Origin of the sequence: Chryseobacterium sp. GM_Chr_2 (assembly GCF_026540445.1) — a bacterium.
Classification (GTDB): Bacteria; Bacteroidota; Bacteroidia; order Flavobacteriales; family Weeksellaceae; genus Chryseobacterium.
The window spans coordinates 18,746-42,656 of record NZ_JALNUD010000009.1; the positions used below are offsets into that span (position 1 = coordinate 18,746).

Below are 23,911 nucleotides of genomic sequence, written 5' to 3' on the forward strand. Positions count from 1 at the left end.
TTAAATTGAATGTATGAAAAAAACAGATGTTGCAATAATTGGTTTATCTTGTGTCTTTCCGGGGGCACAGGATGTCAACACTTTTTGGCAGAATATTGTCAATAAAGTAGATTCTACCCAATTGGCTCCGGCCGACCGAATCGATCCTGTTCATTTCAGTGACAGCACGAATCCGGTTGACCGTTTTTATTGTCAACGCGGTGGATTTATACCTGATTATGAATTCGATCCAACAGCTTTCGGAATTTTACCATTGGCGGTTGAAGGAACTGAACCCGACCATTTATTAACCTTGGATTTGGTTCAGAAAGCCTTAGATGATGCAGGTATTTTTCAGAAAAATATTTCGCTTGAAAAAACAGGAATCATCATAGGGAAAGGAAATTACACCGGACCGGGAGCAACCCGTGCCATCGAAATTGTAAGAACAGGTGAGCAGATTTCTTCTTTGTTAAAGGAATTGTTACCCGAAGTTTCTTCCGCTGATATCGAAAAAGTGAAACATGCTTTTCAGGAAAAGAAAGGACGTTTTGCAGCAGATACCGCGATGGGATTAATTCCGAATTTAGTGGCTTCATTAGTGGCAAATCGATTCAATCTTGGTGGTGCAGCTTTTACTGTCGATGCAGCCTGTGCAAGTGCTTTACTAGCAGTCGATCACGCGGTACAGGAACTTCAGAGAGGCTGTTCTGACATTATGATTGCAGGTGGTGTTCACACCGGACAAAACGCAGCGTTCTGGAGTATTTTCGCCCAGTTAGGCGCAATGTCACGTCAACAGCAAATCAAGCCTTTCAGCAGTGATGCAGATGGTTTATTGATTGGCGAAGGTTGCGGATTTGTAGTCTTGAAAAGATTGGAAGATGCCGTTCGGGATCAAGATAAAATTTATGCAGTCATTAAAGGTGTCGGAATCAGCAGCGACGGAAACGGAACCAGTGTGATGAGCCCTTCTGTAAAAGGACAATTAAAGGCTTTGCAACAGGCTTGGAAAAATGCAGATTTAGATGAAAATCAAATCGGTTATATCGAAGCTCATGGAACCGGAACTCCGCTTGGTGACAAGACGGAATTACAAACCTTAGCTCAGTTTTTCGGAAAAGAAGAAGGCGCTAAAATTGCCGGAATAGGTTCTGTAAAATCAAATATCGGTCACGCGATGCCCGCTGCGGGAATTGCAGGTTTAATTAAAACCTGTCTGGCTCTGTATCACGATACATTGCCACCGACTTTATACTGCGAAAATCCGACTTCAGAAATGCAGAACACAAGATTCGAGCCTGTTCAGGAAGCAAAAAACTGGTCTAAAACAGGATTACCAAAAGTAGCCGCGGTAAACGCTTTCGGATTCGGGGGAATCAATGCACATGTGGTTTTGGAAGGATATGATATGCCTAAAAAAGATAAGGTTTTAATCTTGGCAAGACCAACACATGAAGCATTATTAACCGCTTTACAAAATAATGAAACAACCGTTGGGGAAGGAAATTTCAGAGTGGCGATTTTCGAACCAACTCCAGCAAGAATTGAAAAAGCGACTAAAATTGTTGCTAAAAATAATCCGTGGAGAAATAAACAGGATATTTGGTACACCAACACTCCTCTATTGCAAAACGGAGAAAAAGTTGCCTTTGTTTTTCCAGGATTAGATGGATTGGCGAAAGGTGAAGTGGAAAGTGTAAGTCGTTATTTCAACATCAATGCACCGATTGAAACGGAAGGCGAAGGTTTGTTAAATGACGCTCTAAATATCTTCAACAACTGCAGTATTCTCGATAATTCATTAAAAAAACTAGGAATTATTCCCGATATGAATGCAGGACATAGTTTGGGAGAATGGCTCGCAGGCTACTCTTCTGAATTGGCGGAAGTAAATTCTGTAAAAGCTCTCATTGATGTTTTAAATCCTGAAACTTTTGAGTTAAAAGATTCTAAATTTATCGCCATCGGAGCTGGAATTGAAACCATTAAACCTATCATTTCAGCAATTCAAAACATTTATATTTCTAATGACAATTGCCCAAATCAGGTGATTCTTTGTGGAAGTAATTTGGCTTTGGATGAATTGGTTCCCGTTTTAAAATCAAAACAGATATTTCATCAGATATTGCCGTTCCAGTCAGGATTTCACTCGCCTTTCATCGCTGATAAATTAGATGTGATTTTGGCAGGAATGGAAAAAGCACAATTTCAGCAGACGAAAATTCCTTTATGGTCGGCAACAACTTTGGAACCGTATCCGGCTGATCAGGAATCTATCCGAAAACTGAGTGCGGAACACCTTGTAAAACCCGTTCGTTTCCGTGAATTGACGGACAAATTATACGAAGAAGGCGCAAGATTTTTCATTCAGGTCGGAACCGGCGGTTTGATTGGATTTATTGATGATACGTTAAAAGGAAAAGCATTCAGTACGATTGCTTCAAGCGTGGCGACACGTTCTGCATTGGCACAGTTTCAAAGAGTGGTTGCGGCGTTATTCGTGGAAGGAAAAACAGTTGCACTGGACTTTTTAGATATTCAAAATCAAACAAAAAAAACGTCCGGAAAAGGTATTAAACTGGAATTAGGCTCACCCATTATCCGTGATTTTAAAGAAATTCAACATCTAGCAAAATCGATTGATACTTCAAAGCCAAAAGTTTCTGCAGCTGTTGTAAAAACAGGACATCCATTGGTTCAGGCATTCCAGGATAATATCTCGGATATGATCAAAATGCAGGAGGAAGTTTTAACCTTATTTCAGGACCGTCCGAAAGTTTCAATTCCAAATGTTGTGTTGCCAAAAGTTCAGGCTCCGATAAGCAAGAATTTTGAGAAAACATTGTACGTAACGTTGGAAACTCACCCTTACCTCATCGATCACAGCTTATTGAGACAGCCAAAAGGCTGGACAGAAGTTGCCGATATGGAACCCGTGATCCCAATGACGATGATTTTCGAACAGTTGGCAGAAATTGCACAAGCCGAAATTGAAGGTAGCCAGGTTCATAAAATTATGAATATAAGCGTTTTTCAATGGATGAATGTGGCAAAACCCTTCGAAAAAACCGTAAAAGGCGAATGGAAATCTGTAAACCATGCTTATTTGGATATTGAAAATTTTGCAAATGCTGAAGTTTTATTAACCTCAACAGCAAGACCAAATCCTACCTTTAATCTTTCCATCGGAGAAATATTACCTATCGAAAGAACTCCCGAAGAAATCTACGAAATGCATATGTTTCATGGTGAAAAATATCAGGGAATTACGGAAGTTTCAAAGGTGGGAACGAAAGGAATTATCGGAAAGATAAAAGGAAATGGCGGAAAAGGTTCGTTGTTGGATAATGCAGGACAATTATTTGGGCTTTGGCTGCAATTAACCTTAACAAAAGACAGAATTGCCTTCCCCGTAAAAATCAAAGACATTGAATTTTTCGGAAATTTACAGGATCAGGACGGTATTTTCGAATGTACCTGCAGCCTGACGGAAATGAATGACGAATTTGCCATCGGAGATATTCTTTTAACCAGAAACGGAAAAGTATGGTGTAAAATTTCAGGATGGCAAAACCGTCGTCTGGAAATCGATTCAGCTTTATGGAATGTATCGATGTCGCCTTTACATAACCGTCTTTCTGAAGAAATTGCTCCTGAAGTATTTTTCTTCCATCAGGCGTATTCAAGGGTGGCTTCTTGGGATTTTATTCTGAAAAGATATTTCAATCAGACTGAAAAACAGCATCATCAAACCTTGCTTCCGAACAAGAGAAAAAGCTACATGGTAAGCCGAGTTGCAGTAAAAGATGCGGTGAGAAATCTTCTTAAAAAAGAAAAAAATCACCCTTGTTTCCCTATCACTTTTGAAGTTGGTAAAGATGAGGTCGGAAAACCTTTCTTAATTGGAGATGCTACGAAAGACATTCACATTTCTTTGGCACATAAAGGAAAAGATGCCGTCGGAATTGCAAAAAGCGGAAAACCGGTTGGAATTGATATGGAAGTCATGGAAGAACGAAGCTCGGGATTCTACGATTTGGTCTTTACCGATAACGAATTAGCCTTATTAAAAGGCAAAGATCAGGCAGAATGGACAACTAAATTCTGGGTAGCCAAAGAAGCTTACGGAAAATTCGTCGGAACAGGGCTGAAAGGAAACCCGAAAAACTTCGAAGTCGAGAAAATTACAGAAGATTCTTTATGGATCAATCAAACAGAAATCAAAACTATTAAACATAAAAATTATATCATAGGATGGACACTATAAACACTACAGTAAAATTAAATCACGAAGAATTATTTACCCTTTTAAAAGGTTTCATCACAGAAGTTATCGGTGAAGAATTTGTAGAAGAAATGGACATTACCCCGGAAAGTTCGTTTACAAAAGATTTGGAAATGGACAGTATCGAAATCGTTTCATTTTCAGAAAAAATCAAAGCGCATTTTGGTGAGCAGATTGATTTCACAGGATGGTTGTCATCCATGGATCTGGACGAGTTGATTAACCTAGATTTAAGTATGATTATCAATTACATCTACGAATGCCAATAATCTCTGTTAACGATAAAAAGGTTCATATTCAGGAACTCAACAAAGGAGCTGAACAAACTGTGGTGCTGATCCACGGTATGTTCAGCAACCTCTCTATTTATTATTTTAATATTGCTCCGATTCTGGCCAAACACTTCCATGTGGTGATGTTTGATTTGAAAAGTCATGGCATGAGCGAGCGTTTTACAGACGGTTACGATCTGGAAAATATGGCTTCTGATGTTTTGGTCTTAATGGATGCTTTAGAAATTGAAAAAGCACATCTTGTCGGTTACAGCTTTGGAGGATTGATTTCTTTAAAAACCGCTTTAAAAGCTCCGAATCGCATCGAGCAACTGGTAGTTATCGAAGCTCCCGATCCGCAAGACGAAAAAGCGAGAAATATTATTGATGAATACAGCAAAGAGTTTCTGGAGCATTATGTAGCCAATTTTACCGACACCACCAAAGTACAGATGGGCAAAAGACAGATGGAAAAAAACCATCGTATGTATGAGTTTCTATTTAATCAGACCAGCATAAAAGCGGATATGATTAAAGAAAAGCATTTCCTAAGCGAAGTTGATTTTTCTGAATTAAAACCTTCAACAATGCTGATGTATGGTGAAGATTCCAACTGCAGACCGACAGGAGAATGGCTCAATTCCCAAATCGGAAACTCTGAATTACAATTAATTCAGGGAGACCACAACATCCCGATTCAGGAACCTGTTTTGATCGCGGAAACCATCGCCCATTTTTTATCAAAATCATTAAAAACCTTATCACAAAACCATGGCTAAATTTGTATTTATAGTTCCACCTTTAACAGGTCATGTCAATCCCACATTAAGCATCGGTGCAACTCTTCTGGAAAGAGGACACCAAGTTGCATGGATAAGTCTCGACCAACAATTACAACATAAACTTCCGGAAGGCGGAGAATTATTATTGATTCAGTATGACCAAACCGACCAAGAAAAAAGAGAAAGTGAAAACTATCTCGATATCATTTCTAAAAAAGTGGTTTATGGAATCGACAGCATCAAATTTTTGTACGAAGATGTTCTGATTCCTTTAAACAGACATTGCTATAACGGGATTATTCCTTTGTTAAAAGAATATCAACCCGATTTGGTAATTGGCGACCATCAGTTATTTGCCGCTTCTATTGCTGCCAAAAAATTAGGCTTGCCTTATGCGACAACAGTTACTGCTCCGGCTGCGATTAAAATCATGAGTGAGCTTCCAAAAGTTCATGAATGGGAAGAAAAACAAATCATCGCTTTACAACAGGAATTAGGTGTTGAAGAAAACCATGCATTAGATTGTTCGGATTTATTGACACTGGTTTTAACTTCCCAATATTTCTTTGGTGAAATGGATCTTGAAGCGAATTACCAGTTCACTGGTCCGGTTCTTACGGAACGTCGTGTTTCCAGTGAATTTGACTGGGATAAATTTAACAGCAATCCAAGAAAAAAGATTTTAGTAAGCATCGGAACGACTTTCGATCACGAACATAAAAAAGCATTTTTCCAAAAGGTTGTTGATGCTTTTAAAGATGAAAACTTAACGGTTGTCGTGGTTTCAGATCCTCAGCTTTTCGAGCAATGGCCCGAGAATTTTATGGTCTATCAGCAGGTTCCTCAGTTGGATTTGTTACGTCATTTGGACGGTGTAGTTTCTCACGGCGGTCACAATACGGTTTCTGAAACGTTGTCGAATGGTTTACCGTTGGTGGTAATTCCGATTGCGTATGACCAGTCGCATGTTGCAGGGCGTGTTGTGCGTACCAGAGCAGGCGAACGTCTGAATTTCAACCGATTTAAAGCACATCATTTAAACGAAGCTGTACAAAATATTTTAACCAATCCTGAATATAAAAAAGCTGCCGAAACCGTTCGCGAATCTTTCATCGAAGCCGGAGGAAGCGCAACAGCAGCCAATTTATTAGAAAACGCCATTTCAAATTCAATTATGGAAAAACCGAAGTCTAAATTTTTATTTGTTGTTCCTCCATTTTTTGGACATATCAGTCCGACTTTGAGCGTTGGAGCGAGTTTAATTGCTCGTGGTCATGAAGTAAAATGGTTCGGAATTACGCCTTTAGACAACAAACATATTCCGGAAGGCGGAAGTTATTTTTATCCTGAACAGGATTTAATTCCTTATCAGGATGAAATTGCTAAGATTTTAAAAAGACAAGATGATGGTCCCGCTTGTTCAGGTCCTGAAGTGATGAAACTGGCTTTGGAAGAGACTTATGTTCCTTTCGCAAAAATGATGATGCCCGGTTTGGAAACATTGACCAAAGAATGGCAACCTGATGTAATTGTAAACGATTGTATTACTTTTGGAGGAGCGCTTTTTGCCCACAAAAATAATATTCCTTGTGTGACGACAACGCCTGTTCCACCCGATGTGATGGGCGATACAGAAAACAGCGCACCGAAAATTTTCGAATGGCAACAGAATTTAATTAAAACTCTTCAAAAAGAAGTCGGAATTGATGATGACGGAATTTTCATTCATTCTCATCATTTAAATTTAATTTTTACATCCCAAAAATTTGCTGATTTTGAAGAAGTTCCAAGTCATATGCAATTTGTTGGGCCTGTAAAAGGTCGTCCAAATCCAGCACCTTTTGACTGGGATAAATTAAATGCTTCAACAACTCCGAAAATATTTGTTTCATTAGGAACACTTTTAGTAGATATTCGAAAAGCATTTTTCGAAAAAGTAATTGCTGCGTTTGCAGATCAACCTGTAACGGTAATCGCTGCTACTCCACCGGAAATTTTCGAGGAATGGCCATCGAACTTTATTGTAAGCAGTTTTGTGCCACAATCAGCTTTGATGCCTCACATGGATGCTGTGATTTGTCATGGCGGTTTTAATACGGTTAATGATACGTTTACCAACGGATTACCAATGCTAATCACACCAATTGCTTACGACCATTTTCATATTGCAAAACTGATTGAAAAAGCAGGTTGCGGAATTAGTATTAGATATAAAAGATTACGTGTTGATGCGCTTCGCCAAACTGTTTTTGAACTCTTGGAAAATCCAACCTACAGAAATGCAGCGAAGGAAGTTCAAGCAAGTTTAATTAACGCCGGAGGAAACGATCGTGCGGTAGAATTGCTGGAAAATTTTGTAGAACAATCCACTTTAGTTCCTGTGTAAGCCTATGAAAAGAAAATTATTATTTGGCGAACGAATGTTGCTTGGTGACGGAACAGAACCTTTCAACACCGTTATTCCTTTCAGATTAAAGGGAACATTTGTGCTGAAAGATATTCAACATGCTTTTGAAAAGATTCAGGAAAAACATCCCTGGTTAAAGGCTGTGATTCAACATGATGAAAAAAATATTCCGTGGTTTGAAGTTTCAGAAAAAGTAAAAATTCCGATTAGAATTTTAGCCCGAAAAGATGAAAACGACTGGCTGGAAGAATCAAAAAATGAGTGGTATAAACTATTCAATTATAAAGAGCAACCATTGATGCGATTTGTATGGATCAAGGGCGAAGAAATTTCAGATATGATGTTTGTGTTTCACCATTGCTTATGTGATGGCGGTTCTGCCATGGCTGTTTTGGATGAATTTTTAAAATTGCTAGACAATCCGAATTACAATATTGGTGTTGAAGATCCGATTTTGGGAATTCAGGATGTGGTTCCGAGCAAAATTCTGAACAGCACTGGACAAAAATTTAAAGCAAAAATGATCGGAAGGCTTGCTGCAACAGCGATTAAAGTCATTCCTGTCAATAAAAAAATGACCGATAGACAAAGCGATTATTTAATCAATTGGAGATTCGATAAAGAGACAAGTCAGGAACTGATTGCTTATTGTAAATCTCAAAAAGTAACGGTCAATACTTTTCTTTGCGCAACACTTTTAAAGGCATTTGAGAAAATCAGAAAGGAAAAAGCATTTAATAAAGTTTCTTGTCCGGTTGATATCAGACGTTTTGCGAATCAAATAAAAGCCGATCATATTTTCGCTTTTGGATTGATGATTGTGGTTTCTTTAAACAAAAAATTCGGTTTTGAAGAAAATTTGAAACTGATGCAGGAAGCCGTTGAGAAAAAAACATCAAAGCTTAATCCATATATCACCATGATGGTGATGGAATCTGCTCATGATGCGTTGACGAATTTCACTAAATTACTGAAAAACGGAAAATCTTCGAACGATTGTATGTTTTCTAATTTAGGACGTATTCCAATTGCGCATGAATACAAAGAATTTACAGTAGAAAATATTTTCAGTCCTTCTGTAATCGGGCCGTTGGGAAATACGACAACGATGGTCACTTCTACTTTCCGTGGCGAGATGGATTTTGCGTTTATGGGAAGTGAAGGTTATTTGCCATATTCCGACGCATTGGCAATTCGGGATGAAATGATGAAAATTGTAAAACAGCAAACACAATCTTTGGCAGTATCATGATTAAAAGAAAACTGATGATGGTAGAAAGAATCATGTATGTTGATTCTGAAACTCCTGTAAATTGTGTATTTACAACCAAGATTAATGGTGAAATCCATGAGGATCATATTAGAATTGCTTTAGATAAAATTCAGCAAAAACATCCTTTATTGAGGGTTTCTATCGATCATAAAAGTGCAAAATATCCTTTCTTTGTTGAGGAAAAAGAGATTTCGTCGATTCCGCTTCGCATTGTTGAAAGAAAAACCGATGAAGACTGGTTGCTTGAATCCGCAAATGAATGGTACAGGCTTTTTGAAGATAAGAAAAAACCAATGGCACAGCTCGTTTGGGTAAAAGGCGGAACGACTTCCGAAATTCTTTGGGTAATGCCTCACTGCCTTTGTGACGGGACAACAGGCATCACTTTGATTCGTGAACTTATAACTTTACTAGATGATCCTAATGTTGAATTAAGTTCGTATGAAAATTTTAATTCAGTTAATGATTTTCTTCCTGCAGATTTTAATTTAAAAAAGAAGAAACGAAAAGCTAGATTTTATGTAATGATGGCGAAACTGTTTTTTTTAATTCAATCTAAAAGTAAAGACAAAAATCTTGGAAAAAACTATGCCCTTCACAGAAAGCTGGATGCTGCTGTTTCCAAAAAAATACTTGAAAAATGTAAAGCGAACGGAATTTCTGTTCATGCATTATTATGTTCGGCTTTTATGCAGGCTTTCAAGGAAATGCAAGGTAAAAATGCCAAAGGAAAAGTGATCAGTCCGGTCGATGTTCGTCATTTTATCCCGGAAATTAAGCAGGATCATATTTTTGCATTTGCTCCGACGGTTGAATTGTCTATCAAAAAAAGACAAAGTTTAATTGAAAATGCACAAAAAATCAAGAAAGATTTAGTTGAAAAAATAGAAAAAACTGAAGCAAGAGAATTGTTATGGATGGGCGAAAACATGCATCCTGTGGTTGATCGCATGATTTCATTATTAAAATCCAGCAAAGGCGGACACGATATTACGTTGTCGAATATGGGCAAAATTGATATTCCGAGTGAGTATAAAAATTTTACGTTGGACACCATTTTCAGTCCGACAGTTGCATTTCCTTGGTTGAATTCTAACACATTGGTGACAACCACTTACAACCAACAAATGGATTTTACGTTTATGTCTAATGAAAATTTTCTTCCGAAAGAAGAAGCGAAAAAAATAAAAGATAAAGCTATTGAGCTGTTGATTTCATGAAATTTAAAATAAAAAAGGCTCAACCGAAACCGCTCAAAAAAACAACGCTGAATCGCTTTCTCAGAAAGCGGATGATTATTTATGTGCTTCCAAATGTGTTTTTTAATTTCATTATTGCTTATGCGAGTTTTAATGAATTGGGTTACACGCATTTCTTTTCCTGTACCCAAAGTTTAGCAAGATTAACGCTGCCTATGGCAATTTTTTTGCCCGTTGTTCTCACGATAGACATCATGAAAAGGGTAACCGATGCCGCTGGACAGGAAGCCATTGAATTTAAGGTTGACGATCAGCTTAATTTAAAAAAATTAATGACCAAGCTGAGCATTTTGCATGGTTTAATTACAGGTTCATTGGTTTTATTAAGTTTATTATCTGCTCAATATATTCTGTCAGAATTTTATAAGCTCGATGCCACTGCAATGGCTTTATTAGTGGGAGTTTTGGCAGGCTTACTATCTATTTTGTTTACGTATATCCCAATATTGATCCTGAAAAGATATTTATACAAAACACTCCCCGCTAATTAATATTAAAAATAAAAAACGATCTGCTTTATTATATGGCAGATCGTTGATATTTTTTCAGAAAATTAAAATAACTTATTTATTTTCTTCAGTTTTTGTTTCCTCTAAAGTAACACTGTACGCTTTTGGAGAATACTTTGTTAATGAGCCTGTAGCAGCATCAATCCCCACTCCGATAGCGCCACCTACAAGGATATTTAGTAAAGTAACAGGATTAAAATTTTTCTTTAATTTAAATTCTTCACTGCTGTAACCTTCTTTTTCGATGGTAATCATTTGTTTCCCCAATCCTCTAGAGATAGGAACTGTACAAGGTGTTGTGCATTTTTCAACGCCTTTGTGAAGAACCTTAGCTCCTTCCGGAACAGAATTAAAAGTGATTTTGTCTCTTGTTCCTGTAAACATAGTAGCACATGAAGTTGTAGAAAGCATCATTCCAAGCAATGCCACAACCAATAGTCTGTTTTTCATAGTTAAAAGTTTATTCCTAATAATTTCAGTGCGCGAACTTACAAAAATTATTCAATTAAAAAACTTTGAAAAAGCTTTTACAAACAAAACTTAACTAAAAAAACAAAATCACATTTCTATTCAGCTGATTTCATTACAATTAGAACACCACCAATATTCTTCTTTTTTATCTTTCAACTTTGTTTTTGTATGCTTCTGACAATTTTCACAGGTACATTGATCATTTTCATTTTCCTTAGCTTCATAGTCACATTCAAAGCAACTCCAGCTTGTTAAAGAAGTTTTTCCATTAATAAACCAGGTGAATGATTGCTCTTTACACTTGGGACATATTTGTAACGCCATATTTAAAATTATTCTTGTTCTCTATTCACCAATTCCATCGAAAACGCAGGAAGACAAATCGCGATATATTCACAAGGCTCTGAAAACGGATTGCTGTAACGAACTCTGGCTCCTTTTTCTATCAAAATACTCTGTCCTTTTTCTAAAGTAACCAATTCACCATCAATTTCGAACTGCTTTTTACCTGAAATAATCAAAGTAAATTCATCAAATTCGGGAGTCTGGTGCGGTTCACTCCAATCTGGAGGTGCTACCATGTGAGCGATGGAAACATTAGAATTTCCTGTGGAATTTCCCCAATGTTCTTCAATTAATTTCCCATCAGTCGTTGGAACGACAAATGGGGATATCTGGATTTTATATTTTTTCATCTTTATTTTTATTCAATTGAATTTGATTTTAACACAAAGTTCGCAGAGTTTTTTTAACTACTAATTGTTTTTCAGTTTCACAAAGGCATTTCATTTATAAAAGGGAACAACAGATTTAATTCAAATTCTATTTAAAATTTTGATTTTAAAACCATTAAGAGACATTTAAGAAGTTAAGATAATATTACTTATGTACATTTTTAAGATAAAAGCAAAGCTTTTCTTAATTTTCTAAACCTCTTAACCATTTCTTAATGGTTCAAAAATATTATGTATTTACAAATAATAATTTTAACCTAAAAATGATTTTCTTTTTTGATTTCGTACACAAAATTAGTTCTTGAGGGCTCCCCGAAATAGGCAACCTCTTCTTCCGCAATTTTCTTTCCGCCTAATCTTTCCAAAGCGGTTTGTGAGCGGTAATTTTTTTTTCCGATATGAAAATGAACAGTCTCCACAAACTGGAAAATATAGTCGAGCATCAGTTTTTTAATCTGAGGATTGATCCCTTTTCCCCAAGACTTTGTTCCGTAGAAAGTATATCCTATGAAAATGCTGTTTTTAGCTTCATCAAAATCATAAAACCGGGTGCTTCCCAAAACGTCGCCAGTCGATTTTTCAACAATTTTAAAAGCTCCTTTGCTTTCGATGGCTCCTTTAAAAAAGTTTTCAAAAACCTCTCTTTGATATCGATCTTTATTCGGATGCTGCTCCCAGACTTTAGGATCAGAAGCCACTTCGTATAAAGACTCAAAATCCCCTTGCTGTAAGGGGATTAATTGATATTTTTCGTTTTCTAAAATCGTTTGAATAGAAAAATTCATTGCTTAACCTTTTGATTTTGCAGCGTCTGATTCAATTTTTTTGATTTCCTTTAATTTATCGGCAATCTTAGTTACTGCATCCGGGCTTGATGGCTTTAAAGCCACCTCAGCCTGCGCCATATCCCATTTGATTACCAAATTCCCAGAGTTTTCCCCTGTTGGATTCAACGTAATTTCAAACCATTCCTGTTTATCTGTCAAAGGATTCACCGGAACCATAACGTCTACTACATCCTGTTTTGGATCGTAAGTATAAGCACCCCATTGTTGGAAATCTTTATTTAAAATCACCTTCCATTCTTTTTCAGTCGGAACGATGAATAATCCGTAAGTACCTGCAGGAACTACTTTTCCGCCGAAATTAACAGATTGTCCGAAAGTAATTTTTGTAGATGAGTTTGCTCCCGCTCTCCAAACCTGTCCGTAAGGCACCAATTCTCCGAAGATCTTACGCCCTTTTACCCCAGGTCTTCCGTAGTCAACCGTGATTTTAGACATTGAAAACTGCTGCTCAACCTTCTGACGCGGGCTCGCTGCCGGCACCGAATAATCCTGAGCAAAACTTAAAGCTGAAGCCGATATGCAAACTGCAAATAGTAACTTTTTCACGTGTAAATTTTTGTCTAAAATTACGAAATCAAAACAAAATAGCCTTCTCCAATTCCAATAATTTTTGTTTACGCCAAATTCCTCCAGCATAGCCAACTAAGTCGCCATTTGAGCCAATCACGCGATGACAGGGAATTACAATCGCTATTTTATTAATTCCGTTGGCCGTTCCGACCGCGCGGATTGCTTTTAAATTTCCTAATAATTCCGATTGTTGTTTATAGGTTCTCACCTCTCCCATTGGGATTTCTCTTAACAATTGCCAGACTTTTTGCTGAAAATAGGTTCCGATGATTTGTAAAGGAACCTCAAAACCTATTCTCTTTCCTTCAAAATATTCTTTTAACTCTGTTTCAAGTTGTGGAAAGTGCTTATTTTCTCCCTGTACAATTTCAGCATGTAACGCTTTAGATAATGACGTGAATTGCTTTTCTATATTTTTCCGATCGGTGAATTCAAGCAGGCAAATACCTTCATCGGTGGCACATGCATACATGGTTCCCAGCGGAGTTTCAATTCTTTTAAGATCAATAACCATTTGTTTCTTACTATTTTTAGGCGAAGTTCCGAGAATATTTTTAAAGCTTTCATTAAAACCGCTTAAACTTTCATATCCTGAATCTAACGCTGTTTCGATAATACTTTCCCCATTTTTTATCTTCTTAAATGCTGCATTCATCCGAAATTCTCTCTGAAAAGCATGGAAAGTCATTCCGTGATTTTTTAAAAACCAGCGGCGAAGCGTTACGGGTTCTATATTTCTTTTTAAAAGGTCTGCATCTTTTATTTTTAATGATACATTTTGAGCCAATTCAGTTAATAATTCCTGAATATATGGAGGTGTTTCATTTAATTTTTTCAGAGGCTGACATACTTTACATGCTCGATATCCTTTTTCGATGGCTTTTTCTGTCGTTAAGAAAAATTCTACATTTTCCCGCTTCGGTTTTCGGGCAGTACAAACGGGACGACAAAATATTCCTGTCGTTTTTACCGCCATCCAGTAGATGCCTTCAAATGAAGAATCTTTATCCAAAGACGCCTGATACATTCTTTCCTCTGTCAGTTTCATTAGGATACAAAAATCGGGGAAAAACTTTTAACATTGATAATTTCCTCGCCTTTTTCTGATAATTTCTGATAAATATATCCGTTAGCAAAATTACCCGATGAAATTCTTTTTACCCCTAATTTTTTCAATATATCAAAATCAGGAAGCTCAGGCATCGCCATAACATTCACCGGAAGTTTTGTGGAATTCACGATGGTTTCAATATCTTTTTCATCAGTAATGCAAGGGACAAAAATTCCGTCAATTCCGGTTTCTTCAAACAGTTTTATTCTTTCTAAAGTTTCTTCTACGGGATTTTCCAGTCCTAATAAAAAGGGATCTGTTCTCAGATTGATGAAAATGTCAATATGAATTTCCTTTAATTTTAAAATAATCGATTTTAATTTTTCAGCAAAAACTGTTTTCTCTTCGATCTTTCTGATGCCATCAATCATATAGCTGTCTTCAATATTAATTCCGACAACTCCGATCTCAGCTAATTTTGAAATATTTGCAACGATTTCGTCCGCATTTTTTCCATAACCGCCTTCCAAATCAACCGTTAACGGAATTGATATTGATTTTAAAATTCTCTCAACAATGTAAAGATATTCGCCAAAAGTCATGTTTTCACCGTCTTCATATCCTAAACTGTGAGCAACCGCCGAACTTGATGTTGCCACCGCTTTATATCCTAAATTTTCATACAATTTAGCACTTTGAGGATTCCAAACATTTCCTAATAATAAGGGTTCATCAGTTTTATGCAGTTCTTTAAAGGTCTGAATATTCGTCATATTTCTTTTTTTGACAAAACTATGGCTTCAGAAATCTACGGACAACCGAAAAATGGACAAGTATTTTTGTCTCTCAAAAATAAAAAGTAATTTAACCTTTATAATTTTAAACTGATAATCTCTTACATAATGTTAAAAAAATCAATCTTAATAATTACCATACTTATATCATTTTCCTTTTTTAAATCTCAAGAGAAAATCCCTTTTCGTCTTACTAAACACAATAATATCATTGTCAAAACTTTGGTTAACGGTAAAGATTCTCTTGATTTGATGTTTCAAATTGCGATGGAAGACGCTTCTCTTTCTCCTGACCGAACGAAAAAAGCAGATCATATTTTGTTCAAAAATGAAATTAGTAACGGGAATACGGTAAAAATCGGAAGTAAAGAATATAAAAACATTCGTTTTTTTGATAATGAACTCACAGGTCATGAAGCCGACGGAAAGATCGGAACAGGAATTTTTAAAGGAAAAGCTTTTAAAATCGATTACGACAATCATCAGTTTATTGTTTATGATATAATGCCGGATTTAGAAGGTTATAGCTCAACCCCTTTATTTTTCAATGACGGACAGTTTTTTATCCCTGCAGATAATATCATTGATAATCAACAACAGGAAGTTTATTTTTTACTACAATCAGGATATTCTGGCGGAATTCTTTACAGCAACGAATTTGCAGACGGAAAACAATTAGACCAAAAATTAAAAGTCTCTGGAGAAAAAATATTAAAAAATTCGGCCGGACAAAGTGTGATTACCAAACAGGGAATTTTACCTTTTCTAAAATTAGATAATATCGTTCTGAAAGACGTTTCAGCAGGATTTTTTGCTGGTGATATCAAAACCCAAAAAGTGAATTATTTCGGAGCCGATCTATTGAGAAGATTCAACTGGATTTTCGATGCCGACCGAAATAGGGTGTATATTCAAAAAAGTAAATATTTCAACGCTCCCTATTACAAGATCATATAATTTAAAACAATATTATACAATAGAAGACTTTCCGATTGGGAAGTCTTTTTTAATAGATTCTAAAGTGAATTATTTTTCTAACATTGGCAAAGCTCATTTATAATCACTACTTAAAAAAGAAAATATAATAATAAATTCTCACAAAAACCACATTATAATTAAACTATCTTGTACTATCCTGCCCTATCGGTTTTTATTCTATAATTTTTTTATACATTTAAAAAATCAGAAAGTGTCGAAATTTTGAATCCAAACAATAAGCTCGTTCGATTCAAAATATTCTTATTAAAGATGATTATCACTTTCAGCATACACATAAAAACAGATATTAATGTATAAAACAAACCAGATCGATGAATAATGCCCAAACCGGAAGTTCGCTTTCTTCTATCTCCCGAAAAAAAAATTATGGACTGCCCCTCATACTTATCACAAGTCTGTTCTTTTTTTGGGGGTTCATCCATAATCTGGATCCTATTTTAATTAAACATTTACGTAGTGCTTTTCAGTTGAGTCACTTTCAGGCTTCATTAGTAGATTCTGCCGTTTTCGCAGCGTACTTTTTACTCGCTATTCCAGCTGGAATCATCATTCAAAAATATGGTTACAAAACAGGAATTTTAACCGGATTATTCTTTTTTGCAGCGGGTTGTTTTTTATTCATTCCCGCCGCGAATACGATCAGTTATCCGTTTTTTCTTGGAGCTTTATTTGTGCTATCGTGTGGTTTAGCAATTTTGGAAACTGCGGCAAATCCTTACATCACCATTTTAGGCGAACCTGAAAAAGCTGCACAAAGATTAAATTTCGCTCAGTCTTTCAATGGTTTAGCAGCCTCTGTAGCTCCTATCATTGGCGGAATTTTTATTTTGGGCGAAGAACCAAAATCTCAGGAAGAACTCTCCACACTTTCTAAAACTGCAAAATTAGCCTACATTCAGGCGGAAACATCTTTGGTAAAAGGGCCTTACCTGATTTTAGGACTAATTCTTTTATTAGTTATGATTTTATTTCTATTCATAAAACTTCCGGAAGTATCGGAAAATAAAGAAAAATCAACGAAAAATTTCTTACAGGTTTTAGGTGTAAAAAATGTCGGTTGGGGAGTTTTAGCTCAGTTTTTTTATATCGGAGCACAAATTTATGTCTTTAGTTTTCTGTTGGTTTTTGCGGAAGATGCCATCCAAATGAAAGGTCAGGAAGCCAAATATTATGCAGGTGTTGCCGGACTTTTATTTATGATCGGACGTTTCGCAGGAACATTTTTCATGAAATATATTTCGCCACAAAAATTATTGGGGATTTACAGTGTAATCAGTATCGTCCTAAGTATTTGGATTGTGATTGGATCGGGAATTTCAACCTTATATGCACTTGTTTTACTGACGTTTTTCATGTCAATCATGTTTCCAACGATTTTTGCTTTAGGAATTGAAGGAGCAGCTTCGGAAACTAAATCTGCATCGAGTTTATTAATTATGTCGATTGTCGGAGGCGCGATCATTCCGCCAATAGCAAGTAAAATCACAGATATTTCAGGAAATATTCATTTATCTTATGTTGTTCCTGTCATCTGTTTTATCATCGTTTTTCTGTTTTCATTAAGATTCAGAAATAAAAATTTATCATCATAATTAATAGAAATAAAAACCTCTGTGATCTTAGTTAAGTGAAACGCCTTTGTGAAACTAAAAAAACGATTAGTAGTCAAAAAAAACTTAGAGAACTTTGTGTTCAAAAAACAACACAAAAGACATTCAATTTAAATTAAAAATGAGCAATTTAATTTTAAAAATAAATCAAAAAGACAATGTTTTGGTCGCATTGCAGGATATTCCTGCAGAAACCGAAATTATTTTCGAAGGTGTAACATATAAGACTTTAGAAGCCATTCCTGCCAAACATAAATTCTTCATGAATGACATGAGACAGGGCGACGAAATCTTTATGTATGGCGTTTTGGTTGGTAAAGTTCAGTACGATTTGGGAGCAGGAACCCGAATGACGACAGACAATACCAAACACGCAGCCGAACCTTATTATTACCGTGAAGTCGATTATCACTGGACAAAACCTGATGTCAGTAGATTTTTATATAAAACTTTTAAAGGATATCACCGTTCAAATGGCGATGTCGGAACAGCAAATTACTGGCTTTTTATTCCGACTGTTTTTTGTGAAAACCGCAATCTGGATATCATTAAAGAATCCCTATATAACGAACTCGGATATGCTGTAGATGCAAAATACAAAAGCTACACGCATCAATTGGTAGAAGCCATTTCAAAAGGAGAAAATTTGGATGATCTTGATTTTTCGCCATCCAATATTCTCGCAAAAGAAAGGATTTTTAAAAACGTTGACGGAATCAAATTTCTCAATCACACAGGCGGTTGTGGCGGTACAAGACAGGATGCAGATACACTCAGCAAATTGTTGGCTTCTTATGCAGACCATCCCAATGTTGCAGGGGTTACGTTACTAAGTTTGGGTTGTCAACATCTTCAAATTGATAATTTTAAAAGAGACTTATACAACAGAAATCCTGATTTTGATAAACCTTTACTCGTTTTTGAACAACAAAAAGCCGAAAGCGAAGAAACCATGCTTAAAAATGCAATTTTCGGAACATTAAAAGGGCTTCTTGAAATTAATAAAATTGAACGTGAAGATGCACCCATCAGCAAACTATGTGTGGGTGTAAAATGCGGCGGAAGCGATGGTTTCAGTGGGATTTCAGCCAATCCTGCGGTTGGTTATTTGGCAGATATGCTTTCCGTTTTGGGGGCAAAAGTTTTACTCGCAGAATTCCCAGAATTATGTGGTGTTGAACAGGAATTAATCGACCGTTCCGTAGACAAAGAAACCGCCGAAAAATTCATCAAATTAATGACGGAATACGATGAACTCGCTCATGCAGTCGGTTCAGGATTTTATATGAACCCATCTCCGGGAAATATCAAAGACGGATTGATTACCGATGCCATAAAATCTGCAGGAGCAGCTAAAAAAGGAGGTTCATCGCCGGTTGTCGATGTTTTGGATTACACAGAATCCGCCACCAAACCGGGATTGAGCTTAGTTTGTACACCGGGAAATGATGTAGAAGCAACCATAGGAAAAGCAGCTTCCGGAGCAACTTTAATTTTGTTCACAACAGGTCTTGGAACTCCGACAGGAAATCCGGTTTGTCCAGTCATTAAGGTTGCTACCAATACAGCTTTAGCAACAAAAATGTCGGATATAATTGATATTGATACAGGTGCGGTTGTTCGTGGTGAAAAAACGATTCAGGAAATGGGAGAAGATATTTTAGATTTCTGCATTGAAGTCGCCAGTGGAAATATTATTCCTAAAGCTGTTGCATTGAATCAGGATGATTTTATTCCTTGGAAAAGAGGGGTGAGTCTTTGATGGAAGAGCCAAGTTAAAAGTAAAAAGAATCAAGGTTGGAGTAAGTCGCATTAAGAATGAAAAGTAAAATAAAGATGGTATTATTTTCAAAATCAGCAGTAAGCCTTAGCTGAGTGAAACGCCTTTGCGAACGAAAAATATGCAGAACAATATTAAAAAAATCTTTGCGCACTTTGCGTTAAAAACAAATAAATAATTAAGATAAAAATGTTTTCATTAAAAAATAAAAAAGCAGTAATAACAGGCGGAGGAAGCGGAATCGGACAAGCCATTGCCGTTCAACTTGCAGCCAATGGCGCCGAAGTTCATATTCTCGAAATCACAGAACAAAACGGACAGGAAACGTTGGAAAAAATACAATCTGCAGGAGGAATTGCAAAAGTTTACGCTTGTGATGTTTCAAAACAGAAGGATGTATTATCCGCTTTCGACCAAATCGGAGCGATTAATATTTTAATTAATAATGCCGGAATTGCACACATCGGAAAAGCAGATACGACATCGGAAGAAGATTTCGACAGAATTTATAATGTCAATATTAAAGGAGTTTATAATTGTCTGTTTGCCGGAATTTCACAAATTAGAAAATCTAACGGCGGTGTGATTATCAATATGGCTTCTATTGCAGCATTGGTCGGAATTCCTGACCGATTTGCTTACAGTACGGCAAAAGGTGCGGTAAAAGCAATGACAATGAGTGTTGCCAAAGATTACATCAATGAAAATATTCGTTGTAATTCTATTTCTCCGGCACGAGTTCATACTCCTTTCGTGGATGGATTTTTACAGAAAAATTATTCTGATAATATCGACGAAATGTTTGAGAAATTATCTAAAACCCAGCCAATCGGAAGAATGGCACAACCAGAGGAAGTTGCTTCTTTGGCGTTGTATTTATGCAGTGATGAAGCCTCTTTCATTACAGGTATAGATTATCCTATTGATGGTGGTTTTACTACTTTGAATAATTAAAAAATAACCTACGAATTACTTTCTTTAACGCAATGTTCGCAAAGATTACAAATAAAACTGATAAAAAAATTTCGTTCGCAAGGGCACTTCGTTCAGCAAATGATAGCAATATTTCTTACTTTAAGTTTTCAACAAGTAATTGTAAAAATCAGTTATCATTTGCTGAGTGAAACGCCTTTGCGAATGATATATATATAACAATATAAAAAAACTTAGCGCTCTTTGTGTTAAAAAAAATTAGGCAAAAATAAAATTAATAAAATTTAAAAATGAAATTAATAAAATTCGGAAAACAGGGACAGGAAAAACCAGGAGTCATTATCGGTGAAAAAAGATATGACGTTTCTCATCTGATAAAAGATTACGATGAAAACTTCTTTTCCGGTGATGCCATTGAAAGATTAAAATCTGAAATACACACGCATAATTTACCCGAAATTTCTTCAGAAGAAAGATTGGGAGCCCCTTTGGCAAGGCCTTCTAAAATTATTTGTGTGGGCTTGAACTATAAAGATCACGCGGCAGAAACCAATGCTCCGATTCCACAGGAACCTATCTTGTTTTTTAAGGCGACTTCAGCGATTGTTGGTCCGAATGATGATTTGATTATCCCTAAAAACAGTACAAAAACTGATTGGGAAGTTGAATTGGCAGTTGTTATTGGAAAAAAAGCAAGTTATATTTCCGAAGAAAATGCACTTGAGCATGTTGCAGGATATGTTTTGCACAATGATTATAGTGAAAGAGCCTTTCAAATCGAGCGAAACGGACAATGGGTAAAAGGAAAAAGCTGCGATACGTTTGCACCGATTGGACCTTTCATTGCGACTCCGGACGAAATTGAAGATGTTCATAATTTACGTCTTTGGTTAAAAGTTAATGGACAAATTTTGCAGGATGGAAATACTTCAAACTTGATTTTCAATATCCCTTTTGTGGTGAGCTATATCAGTCAGTTTATGACATTGCTTCCAGGCGATGTGATCACGACAGGAACGCCTGCTGGTGTTGGTTTGGGACAAAAACCTGAACCTTGGTATCTAAAAGCTGGGGATGTTGTTGAATTAGGAATTGACGGTTTGGGAAGCAGCACTCAAAAAGTAAAAGCATACGACGAATGAAAAAATATTGTCTTGCTTTAGACCTTATTGATAATTCTGAATTAATCGCAGAATACGAAAAATACCATCAAAATGTTTGGCCAGAAATCAGGCAAAGTATTTTAGATTCGGGGATTACGAACATGGAAATTTATCGTGTTCAGAATCGGTTAATGATGATGATTGAGGTGGATGAAAATTTTTCTTTTGAAGCTAAAAATGAAGCGGATAAAAATAATTATAAAGTTCAGGAATGGGAAGAACTGATGTGGAAATTTCAGCAACAGTTGCCCAATTCTAAGCCTGGAGAGAAATGGAAAGTGATGACTCAAATATTTTCACTGTAAATTTGATTTTAGTAAAAATAATAGATTATGATTATCGATTCTCACGTACATTTTTGGAAGTTTGATCCGATTCGAGATCCCTGGATTACGAATGAAATGACTGCAATTCGGAGAGATTTTTTGCCACAGGATTTTTCGTTTTGTTTAAATGAAAATCAGGTTGAAGGTTGTATTGCAGTTCAGGCAGATCAAAGTGATGAGGAGACTTCTTTTTTGTTGAATTTAGCGAAAGAAAATCCTTTTATCAAAGGAATTGTCGGTTGGATTGATTTGACTTCCGAAAAATTGGAAGAATCGCTTCAAAAGTATCAGTTTGAAAAATTAATTAAAGGTTTCAGGCATATTGCAGAAGGTGAAGAAATGGGATTTTTATTGCAAGAAAATGTCCTTAATGGAATCAAAATGCTTCATCAATTTAATTACACTTTTGATATTTTGTTAAGGCAACATCAACTTTTGGATGCTGTAAAGCTTACGGAAAAATTACCTAATCAACCTTTCATTTTAGATCATTGCGGAAAACCAGATTTGAAAACGAATGATCTAAAAGACTGGAAATCGAATATATCAGAATTAGCGAAAAACCCGAATATGTATTGTAAAATTTCAGGACTTTTAACGCAAGGAAATTGGAATTTGATTGATGAAAAATTAATTTTTGAAACTTTAGATTTTGTGTTTTTTGAGTTCGGAATTAGGAGATTGGTTTTCGGAAGTGATTGGCCTGTAATGTTATTGGGCGGAAATTATACATTGTGGTTGGAATTGATTTCAAAATATCTAACTCAATTTTCTCAGGAAGAACAGGAACTTTTTTTCTTTGGAAATGCTGTGAAATTTTACAATTTATAATTAACCACATAAGTCACATTAGATTTAAGTTAAAATTTTGAAAATATTTAGAGCACATAAGTTAAAAAATCAAGATTTTTATTTTGAAAATTTAAAGCATTAAAAACCTTTGAGATCTTTGCTAAGTGAAACGCCTTTGCGAACTTAAAAATGGGTAGTAGTTAAAAAAAATCTTTGCGTACTTTGCGTTTAAAAACAAAAACATGAATTTAAATCTAGATAATAAAATAATTATCATAAGTGGCGGTGCAAAAGGCATCGGAAACGGAATTGCTAAAATCTTGGCCGAAGAAAAAGCTTTCCCAATCATCATCGGAAGAAATGAAGAAGATAACAAAAAAGCTGTTCAGGAAATTATTAATAATGAAGGAAAAGCAGATTTTGTAACTGCTGAACTTTCTCAACCCGAAGAATGTAAAAAAGCGATTGATGAAGTGGTAAAAAAATATGGGAAAATTGATGGAATCGTCAATAACGCTGGAGTCAATGACGGTGTTGGTTTGGAAAACGGTTCGTATGAAGGATTTATGTCGTCCTATCACAAAAATGTGGTACACTATTATCTTTTGGTGCATCATGCTCTTCCCTATTTGAAGGAAAGTAAAGGTTCGATTGTAAATATTGGAAGTAAAACAGCAGAAACCGGACAAGGCGGAACTTCTGGTTATGCAGCTGCGAATGGGGCAAGAAATGCGTTGACAAGAGAATGGGCGGTAGAACTTTTACCTTACAATATTCGTGTGAATGCTGTGATTGTTGCAGAAGCATGGACTCCGCTTTACCAATCTTGGATTTCTACTTTTGAAAATCCGGAAGAAAAACTGAAAACGATTACTTCCAAAATTCCTTTAGAAAACAGAATGACAACTTCAGAAGAAATTGCGAATATGGTTGCGTTTTTGTTATCTGAAAAATCTTCGCATACAACGGGACAATTGATTCATGTAGATGGTGGATATGTGCATTTGGATAGGAGTTTGGGATAAAAATGACTTTAGTTTTATTTAAATTAAAAGAAATTTATAAATTTGT

The 23,911-nt window shown here is 36.0% G+C and carries 21 protein-coding genes; 15 read left to right on the forward strand and 6 right to left on the reverse strand.

The genetic code is table 11. The features are described 5' to 3' along the window. The first annotated feature begins 13 nt into the window (after positions 1-13). The 7 genes from OXQ85_RS14055 to OXQ85_RS14085 all read left to right on the forward strand — a co-directional run bounded on the left by OXQ85_RS14055 (position 14) and on the right by OXQ85_RS14085 (position 10,751). The gene (locus tag OXQ85_RS14055) at positions 14-4,249 is read left to right on the forward strand and encodes a beta-ketoacyl synthase N-terminal-like domain-containing protein (protein ID WP_267405310.1); all 4,236 of its coding nucleotides are present in this window, start codon (positions 14-16) and stop codon (positions 4,247-4,249) included. Beyond that, a complete protein-coding gene (locus OXQ85_RS14060) occupies positions 4,237-4,536 on the forward strand; it encodes a phosphopantetheine-binding protein (protein ID WP_123984212.1) in 300 nt (99 codons plus the stop codon). The genes OXQ85_RS14055 and OXQ85_RS14060 overlap by 13 nt, the downstream gene beginning before the upstream one ends. After that, on the forward strand, positions 4,527-5,318 hold the full coding sequence (locus OXQ85_RS14065) for an alpha/beta hydrolase (protein WP_267405311.1): 792 nt from the start codon (positions 4,527-4,529) through the stop codon (positions 5,316-5,318). Before OXQ85_RS14060 ends, OXQ85_RS14065 begins: the two co-directional genes overlap by 10 nt. Then, positions 5,311-7,707, forward strand: a complete 2,397-nt coding sequence (locus OXQ85_RS14070) for a nucleotide disphospho-sugar-binding domain-containing protein (RefSeq protein WP_267405312.1) — start codon at positions 5,311-5,313, stop codon at positions 7,705-7,707. The genes OXQ85_RS14065 and OXQ85_RS14070 overlap by 8 nt, the downstream gene beginning before the upstream one ends. 4 nt (positions 7,708-7,711) lie before the next feature. Then, positions 7,712-8,980 carry a condensation domain-containing protein gene (locus OXQ85_RS14075; RefSeq protein ID WP_267405313.1) on the forward strand — a complete coding sequence of 423 codons (1,269 nt, stop codon included), beginning with the start codon at positions 7,712-7,714 and terminating at the stop codon, positions 8,978-8,980. A gap of 14 nt (positions 8,981-8,994) precedes the next feature. Next, positions 8,995-10,221 (forward strand): condensation domain-containing protein, encoded by a 1,227-nt coding sequence (locus OXQ85_RS14080; protein WP_267405314.1) that lies wholly within the window; start codon positions 8,995-8,997, stop codon positions 10,219-10,221. 95 nt (positions 10,222-10,316) lie between these two features. Further along, positions 10,317-10,751, forward strand: coding sequence for a hypothetical protein (locus OXQ85_RS14085; RefSeq protein ID WP_267405315.1), 435 nt, complete (start codon positions 10,317-10,319; stop codon positions 10,749-10,751). A 72-nt stretch (positions 10,752-10,823) separates the two neighbouring features. Here OXQ85_RS14085 and OXQ85_RS14090 read toward each other — a convergent pair whose 3' ends face one another. The 6 genes from OXQ85_RS14090 to OXQ85_RS14115 form a co-directional block, all read right to left on the reverse strand. Further along, complete coding sequence (locus tag OXQ85_RS14090) at positions 10,824-11,219, reverse strand: PEGA domain-containing protein (protein WP_267405316.1); 396 nt, start codon at positions 11,217-11,219, stop codon at positions 10,824-10,826. A 353-nt stretch (positions 11,220-11,572) separates the two neighbouring features. Then, positions 11,573-11,935: a cupin domain-containing protein gene (locus tag OXQ85_RS14095; RefSeq protein WP_267405317.1), complete on the reverse strand. Its 363-nt coding sequence runs from the start codon at positions 11,933-11,935 to the stop codon at positions 11,573-11,575. A 296-nt stretch (positions 11,936-12,231) separates the two neighbouring features. After that, on the reverse strand, positions 12,232-12,759 hold the full coding sequence (locus tag OXQ85_RS14100) for a GNAT family N-acetyltransferase (protein ID WP_267405318.1): 528 nt from the start codon (positions 12,757-12,759) through the stop codon (positions 12,232-12,234). 3 nt (positions 12,760-12,762) lie between these two features. Next, entirely contained in the window at positions 12,763-13,368 is a 606-nt protein-coding gene (locus tag OXQ85_RS14105; protein ID WP_267405319.1) for a DUF2911 domain-containing protein, read from the reverse strand. Positions 13,369-13,396: 28 nt separating this feature from the next. After that, positions 13,397-14,440 (reverse strand): methylated-DNA--[protein]-cysteine S-methyltransferase, encoded by a 1,044-nt coding sequence (locus tag OXQ85_RS14110; RefSeq protein ID WP_267405320.1) that lies wholly within the window; start codon positions 14,438-14,440, stop codon positions 13,397-13,399. After that, positions 14,440-15,216 (reverse strand): isocitrate lyase/phosphoenolpyruvate mutase family protein, encoded by a 777-nt coding sequence (locus OXQ85_RS14115; RefSeq protein ID WP_267405321.1) that lies wholly within the window; start codon positions 15,214-15,216, stop codon positions 14,440-14,442. The genes OXQ85_RS14110 and OXQ85_RS14115 overlap by 1 nt, the downstream gene beginning before the upstream one ends. 243 nt (positions 15,217-15,459) lie before the next feature. Here OXQ85_RS14115 and OXQ85_RS14120 point away from each other — a divergent pair, with 243 nt between their 5' ends. From OXQ85_RS14120 to OXQ85_RS14155, 8 genes are all read left to right on the forward strand, one after another. Beyond that, positions 15,460-16,194 carry a hypothetical protein gene (locus OXQ85_RS14120; RefSeq protein ID WP_267405322.1) on the forward strand — a complete coding sequence of 245 codons (735 nt, stop codon included), beginning with the start codon at positions 15,460-15,462 and terminating at the stop codon, positions 16,192-16,194. Between the two features lie 353 nt (positions 16,195-16,547). Next, on the forward strand, positions 16,548-17,828 hold the full coding sequence (gene fucP, locus OXQ85_RS14125; RefSeq protein ID WP_267405323.1) for an L-fucose:H+ symporter permease: 1,281 nt from the start codon (positions 16,548-16,550) through the stop codon (positions 17,826-17,828). A 139-nt stretch (positions 17,829-17,967) separates the two neighbouring features. Beyond that, on the forward strand, positions 17,968-19,608 hold the full coding sequence (locus OXQ85_RS14130) for an altronate dehydratase family protein (RefSeq protein WP_267405324.1): 1,641 nt from the start codon (positions 17,968-17,970) through the stop codon (positions 19,606-19,608). Between the two features lie 207 nt (positions 19,609-19,815). Next, the gene (locus OXQ85_RS14135; protein WP_267405325.1) at positions 19,816-20,580 is read left to right on the forward strand and encodes an SDR family oxidoreductase; all 765 of its coding nucleotides are present in this window, start codon (positions 19,816-19,818) and stop codon (positions 20,578-20,580) included. 269 nt (positions 20,581-20,849) lie between these two features. Continuing rightward, a complete protein-coding gene (locus OXQ85_RS14140) occupies positions 20,850-21,701 on the forward strand; it encodes a fumarylacetoacetate hydrolase family protein (protein ID WP_267405326.1) in 852 nt (283 codons plus the stop codon). Further along, on the forward strand, positions 21,698-22,027 hold the full coding sequence (locus OXQ85_RS14145) for an L-rhamnose mutarotase (RefSeq protein WP_267405327.1): 330 nt from the start codon (positions 21,698-21,700) through the stop codon (positions 22,025-22,027). Before OXQ85_RS14140 ends, OXQ85_RS14145 begins: the two co-directional genes overlap by 4 nt. A 27-nt stretch (positions 22,028-22,054) precedes the next feature. Then, entirely contained in the window at positions 22,055-22,879 is an 825-nt protein-coding gene (locus tag OXQ85_RS14150; RefSeq protein ID WP_267405328.1) for an amidohydrolase family protein, read from the forward strand. A 203-nt stretch (positions 22,880-23,082) separates the two neighbouring features. Next, positions 23,083-23,865 (forward strand): SDR family oxidoreductase, encoded by a 783-nt coding sequence (locus OXQ85_RS14155; RefSeq protein WP_267405329.1) that lies wholly within the window; start codon positions 23,083-23,085, stop codon positions 23,863-23,865. Positions 23,866-23,911 lie beyond the last annotated feature (46 nt).

Excerpts from the sequence above, each read along its gene's own strand:
- OXQ85_RS14055 (WP_267405310.1), top strand. The coding sequence starts at position 14 with ATGAAAAAAACAGATGTTGCAATAATTGGTTTATCTTGTGTCTTTCCG.
- OXQ85_RS14060 (WP_123984212.1), top strand. The coding sequence starts at position 4,237 with ATGGACACTATAAACACTACAGTAAAATTAAATCACGAAGAATTATTT.
- OXQ85_RS14065 (WP_267405311.1), top strand. The coding sequence starts at position 4,527 with ATGCCAATAATCTCTGTTAACGATAAAAAGGTTCATATTCAGGAACTC.
- OXQ85_RS14070 (WP_267405312.1), top strand. The coding sequence starts at position 5,311 with ATGGCTAAATTTGTATTTATAGTTCCACCTTTAACAGGTCATGTCAAT.
- OXQ85_RS14075 (WP_267405313.1), top strand. The coding sequence starts at position 7,712 with ATGAAAAGAAAATTATTATTTGGCGAACGAATGTTGCTTGGTGACGGA.
- OXQ85_RS14080 (WP_267405314.1), top strand. The coding sequence starts at position 8,995 with ATGATGGTAGAAAGAATCATGTATGTTGATTCTGAAACTCCTGTAAAT.
- OXQ85_RS14090 (WP_267405316.1), bottom strand. The coding sequence starts at position 11,219 with ATGAAAAACAGACTATTGGTTGTGGCATTGCTTGGAATGATGCTTTCT.
- OXQ85_RS14095 (WP_267405317.1), bottom strand. The coding sequence starts at position 11,935 with ATGAAAAAATATAAAATCCAGATATCCCCATTTGTCGTTCCAACGACT.
- OXQ85_RS14100 (WP_267405318.1), bottom strand. The coding sequence starts at position 12,759 with ATGAATTTTTCTATTCAAACGATTTTAGAAAACGAAAAATATCAATTA.
- OXQ85_RS14110 (WP_267405320.1), bottom strand. The coding sequence starts at position 14,440 with ATGAAACTGACAGAGGAAAGAATGTATCAGGCGTCTTTGGATAAAGAT.
- OXQ85_RS14115 (WP_267405321.1), bottom strand. The coding sequence starts at position 15,216 with ATGACGAATATTCAGACCTTTAAAGAACTGCATAAAACTGATGAACCC.
- fucP (WP_267405323.1), top strand. The coding sequence starts at position 16,548 with ATGAATAATGCCCAAACCGGAAGTTCGCTTTCTTCTATCTCCCGAAAA.
- OXQ85_RS14130 (WP_267405324.1), top strand. The coding sequence starts at position 17,968 with ATGAGCAATTTAATTTTAAAAATAAATCAAAAAGACAATGTTTTGGTC.
- OXQ85_RS14135 (WP_267405325.1), top strand. The coding sequence starts at position 19,816 with ATGTTTTCATTAAAAAATAAAAAAGCAGTAATAACAGGCGGAGGAAGC.
- OXQ85_RS14140 (WP_267405326.1), top strand. The coding sequence starts at position 20,850 with ATGAAATTAATAAAATTCGGAAAACAGGGACAGGAAAAACCAGGAGTC.
- OXQ85_RS14145 (WP_267405327.1), top strand. The coding sequence starts at position 21,698 with ATGAAAAAATATTGTCTTGCTTTAGACCTTATTGATAATTCTGAATTA.
- OXQ85_RS14150 (WP_267405328.1), top strand. The coding sequence starts at position 22,055 with ATGATTATCGATTCTCACGTACATTTTTGGAAGTTTGATCCGATTCGA.
- OXQ85_RS14155 (WP_267405329.1), top strand. The coding sequence starts at position 23,083 with ATGAATTTAAATCTAGATAATAAAATAATTATCATAAGTGGCGGTGCA.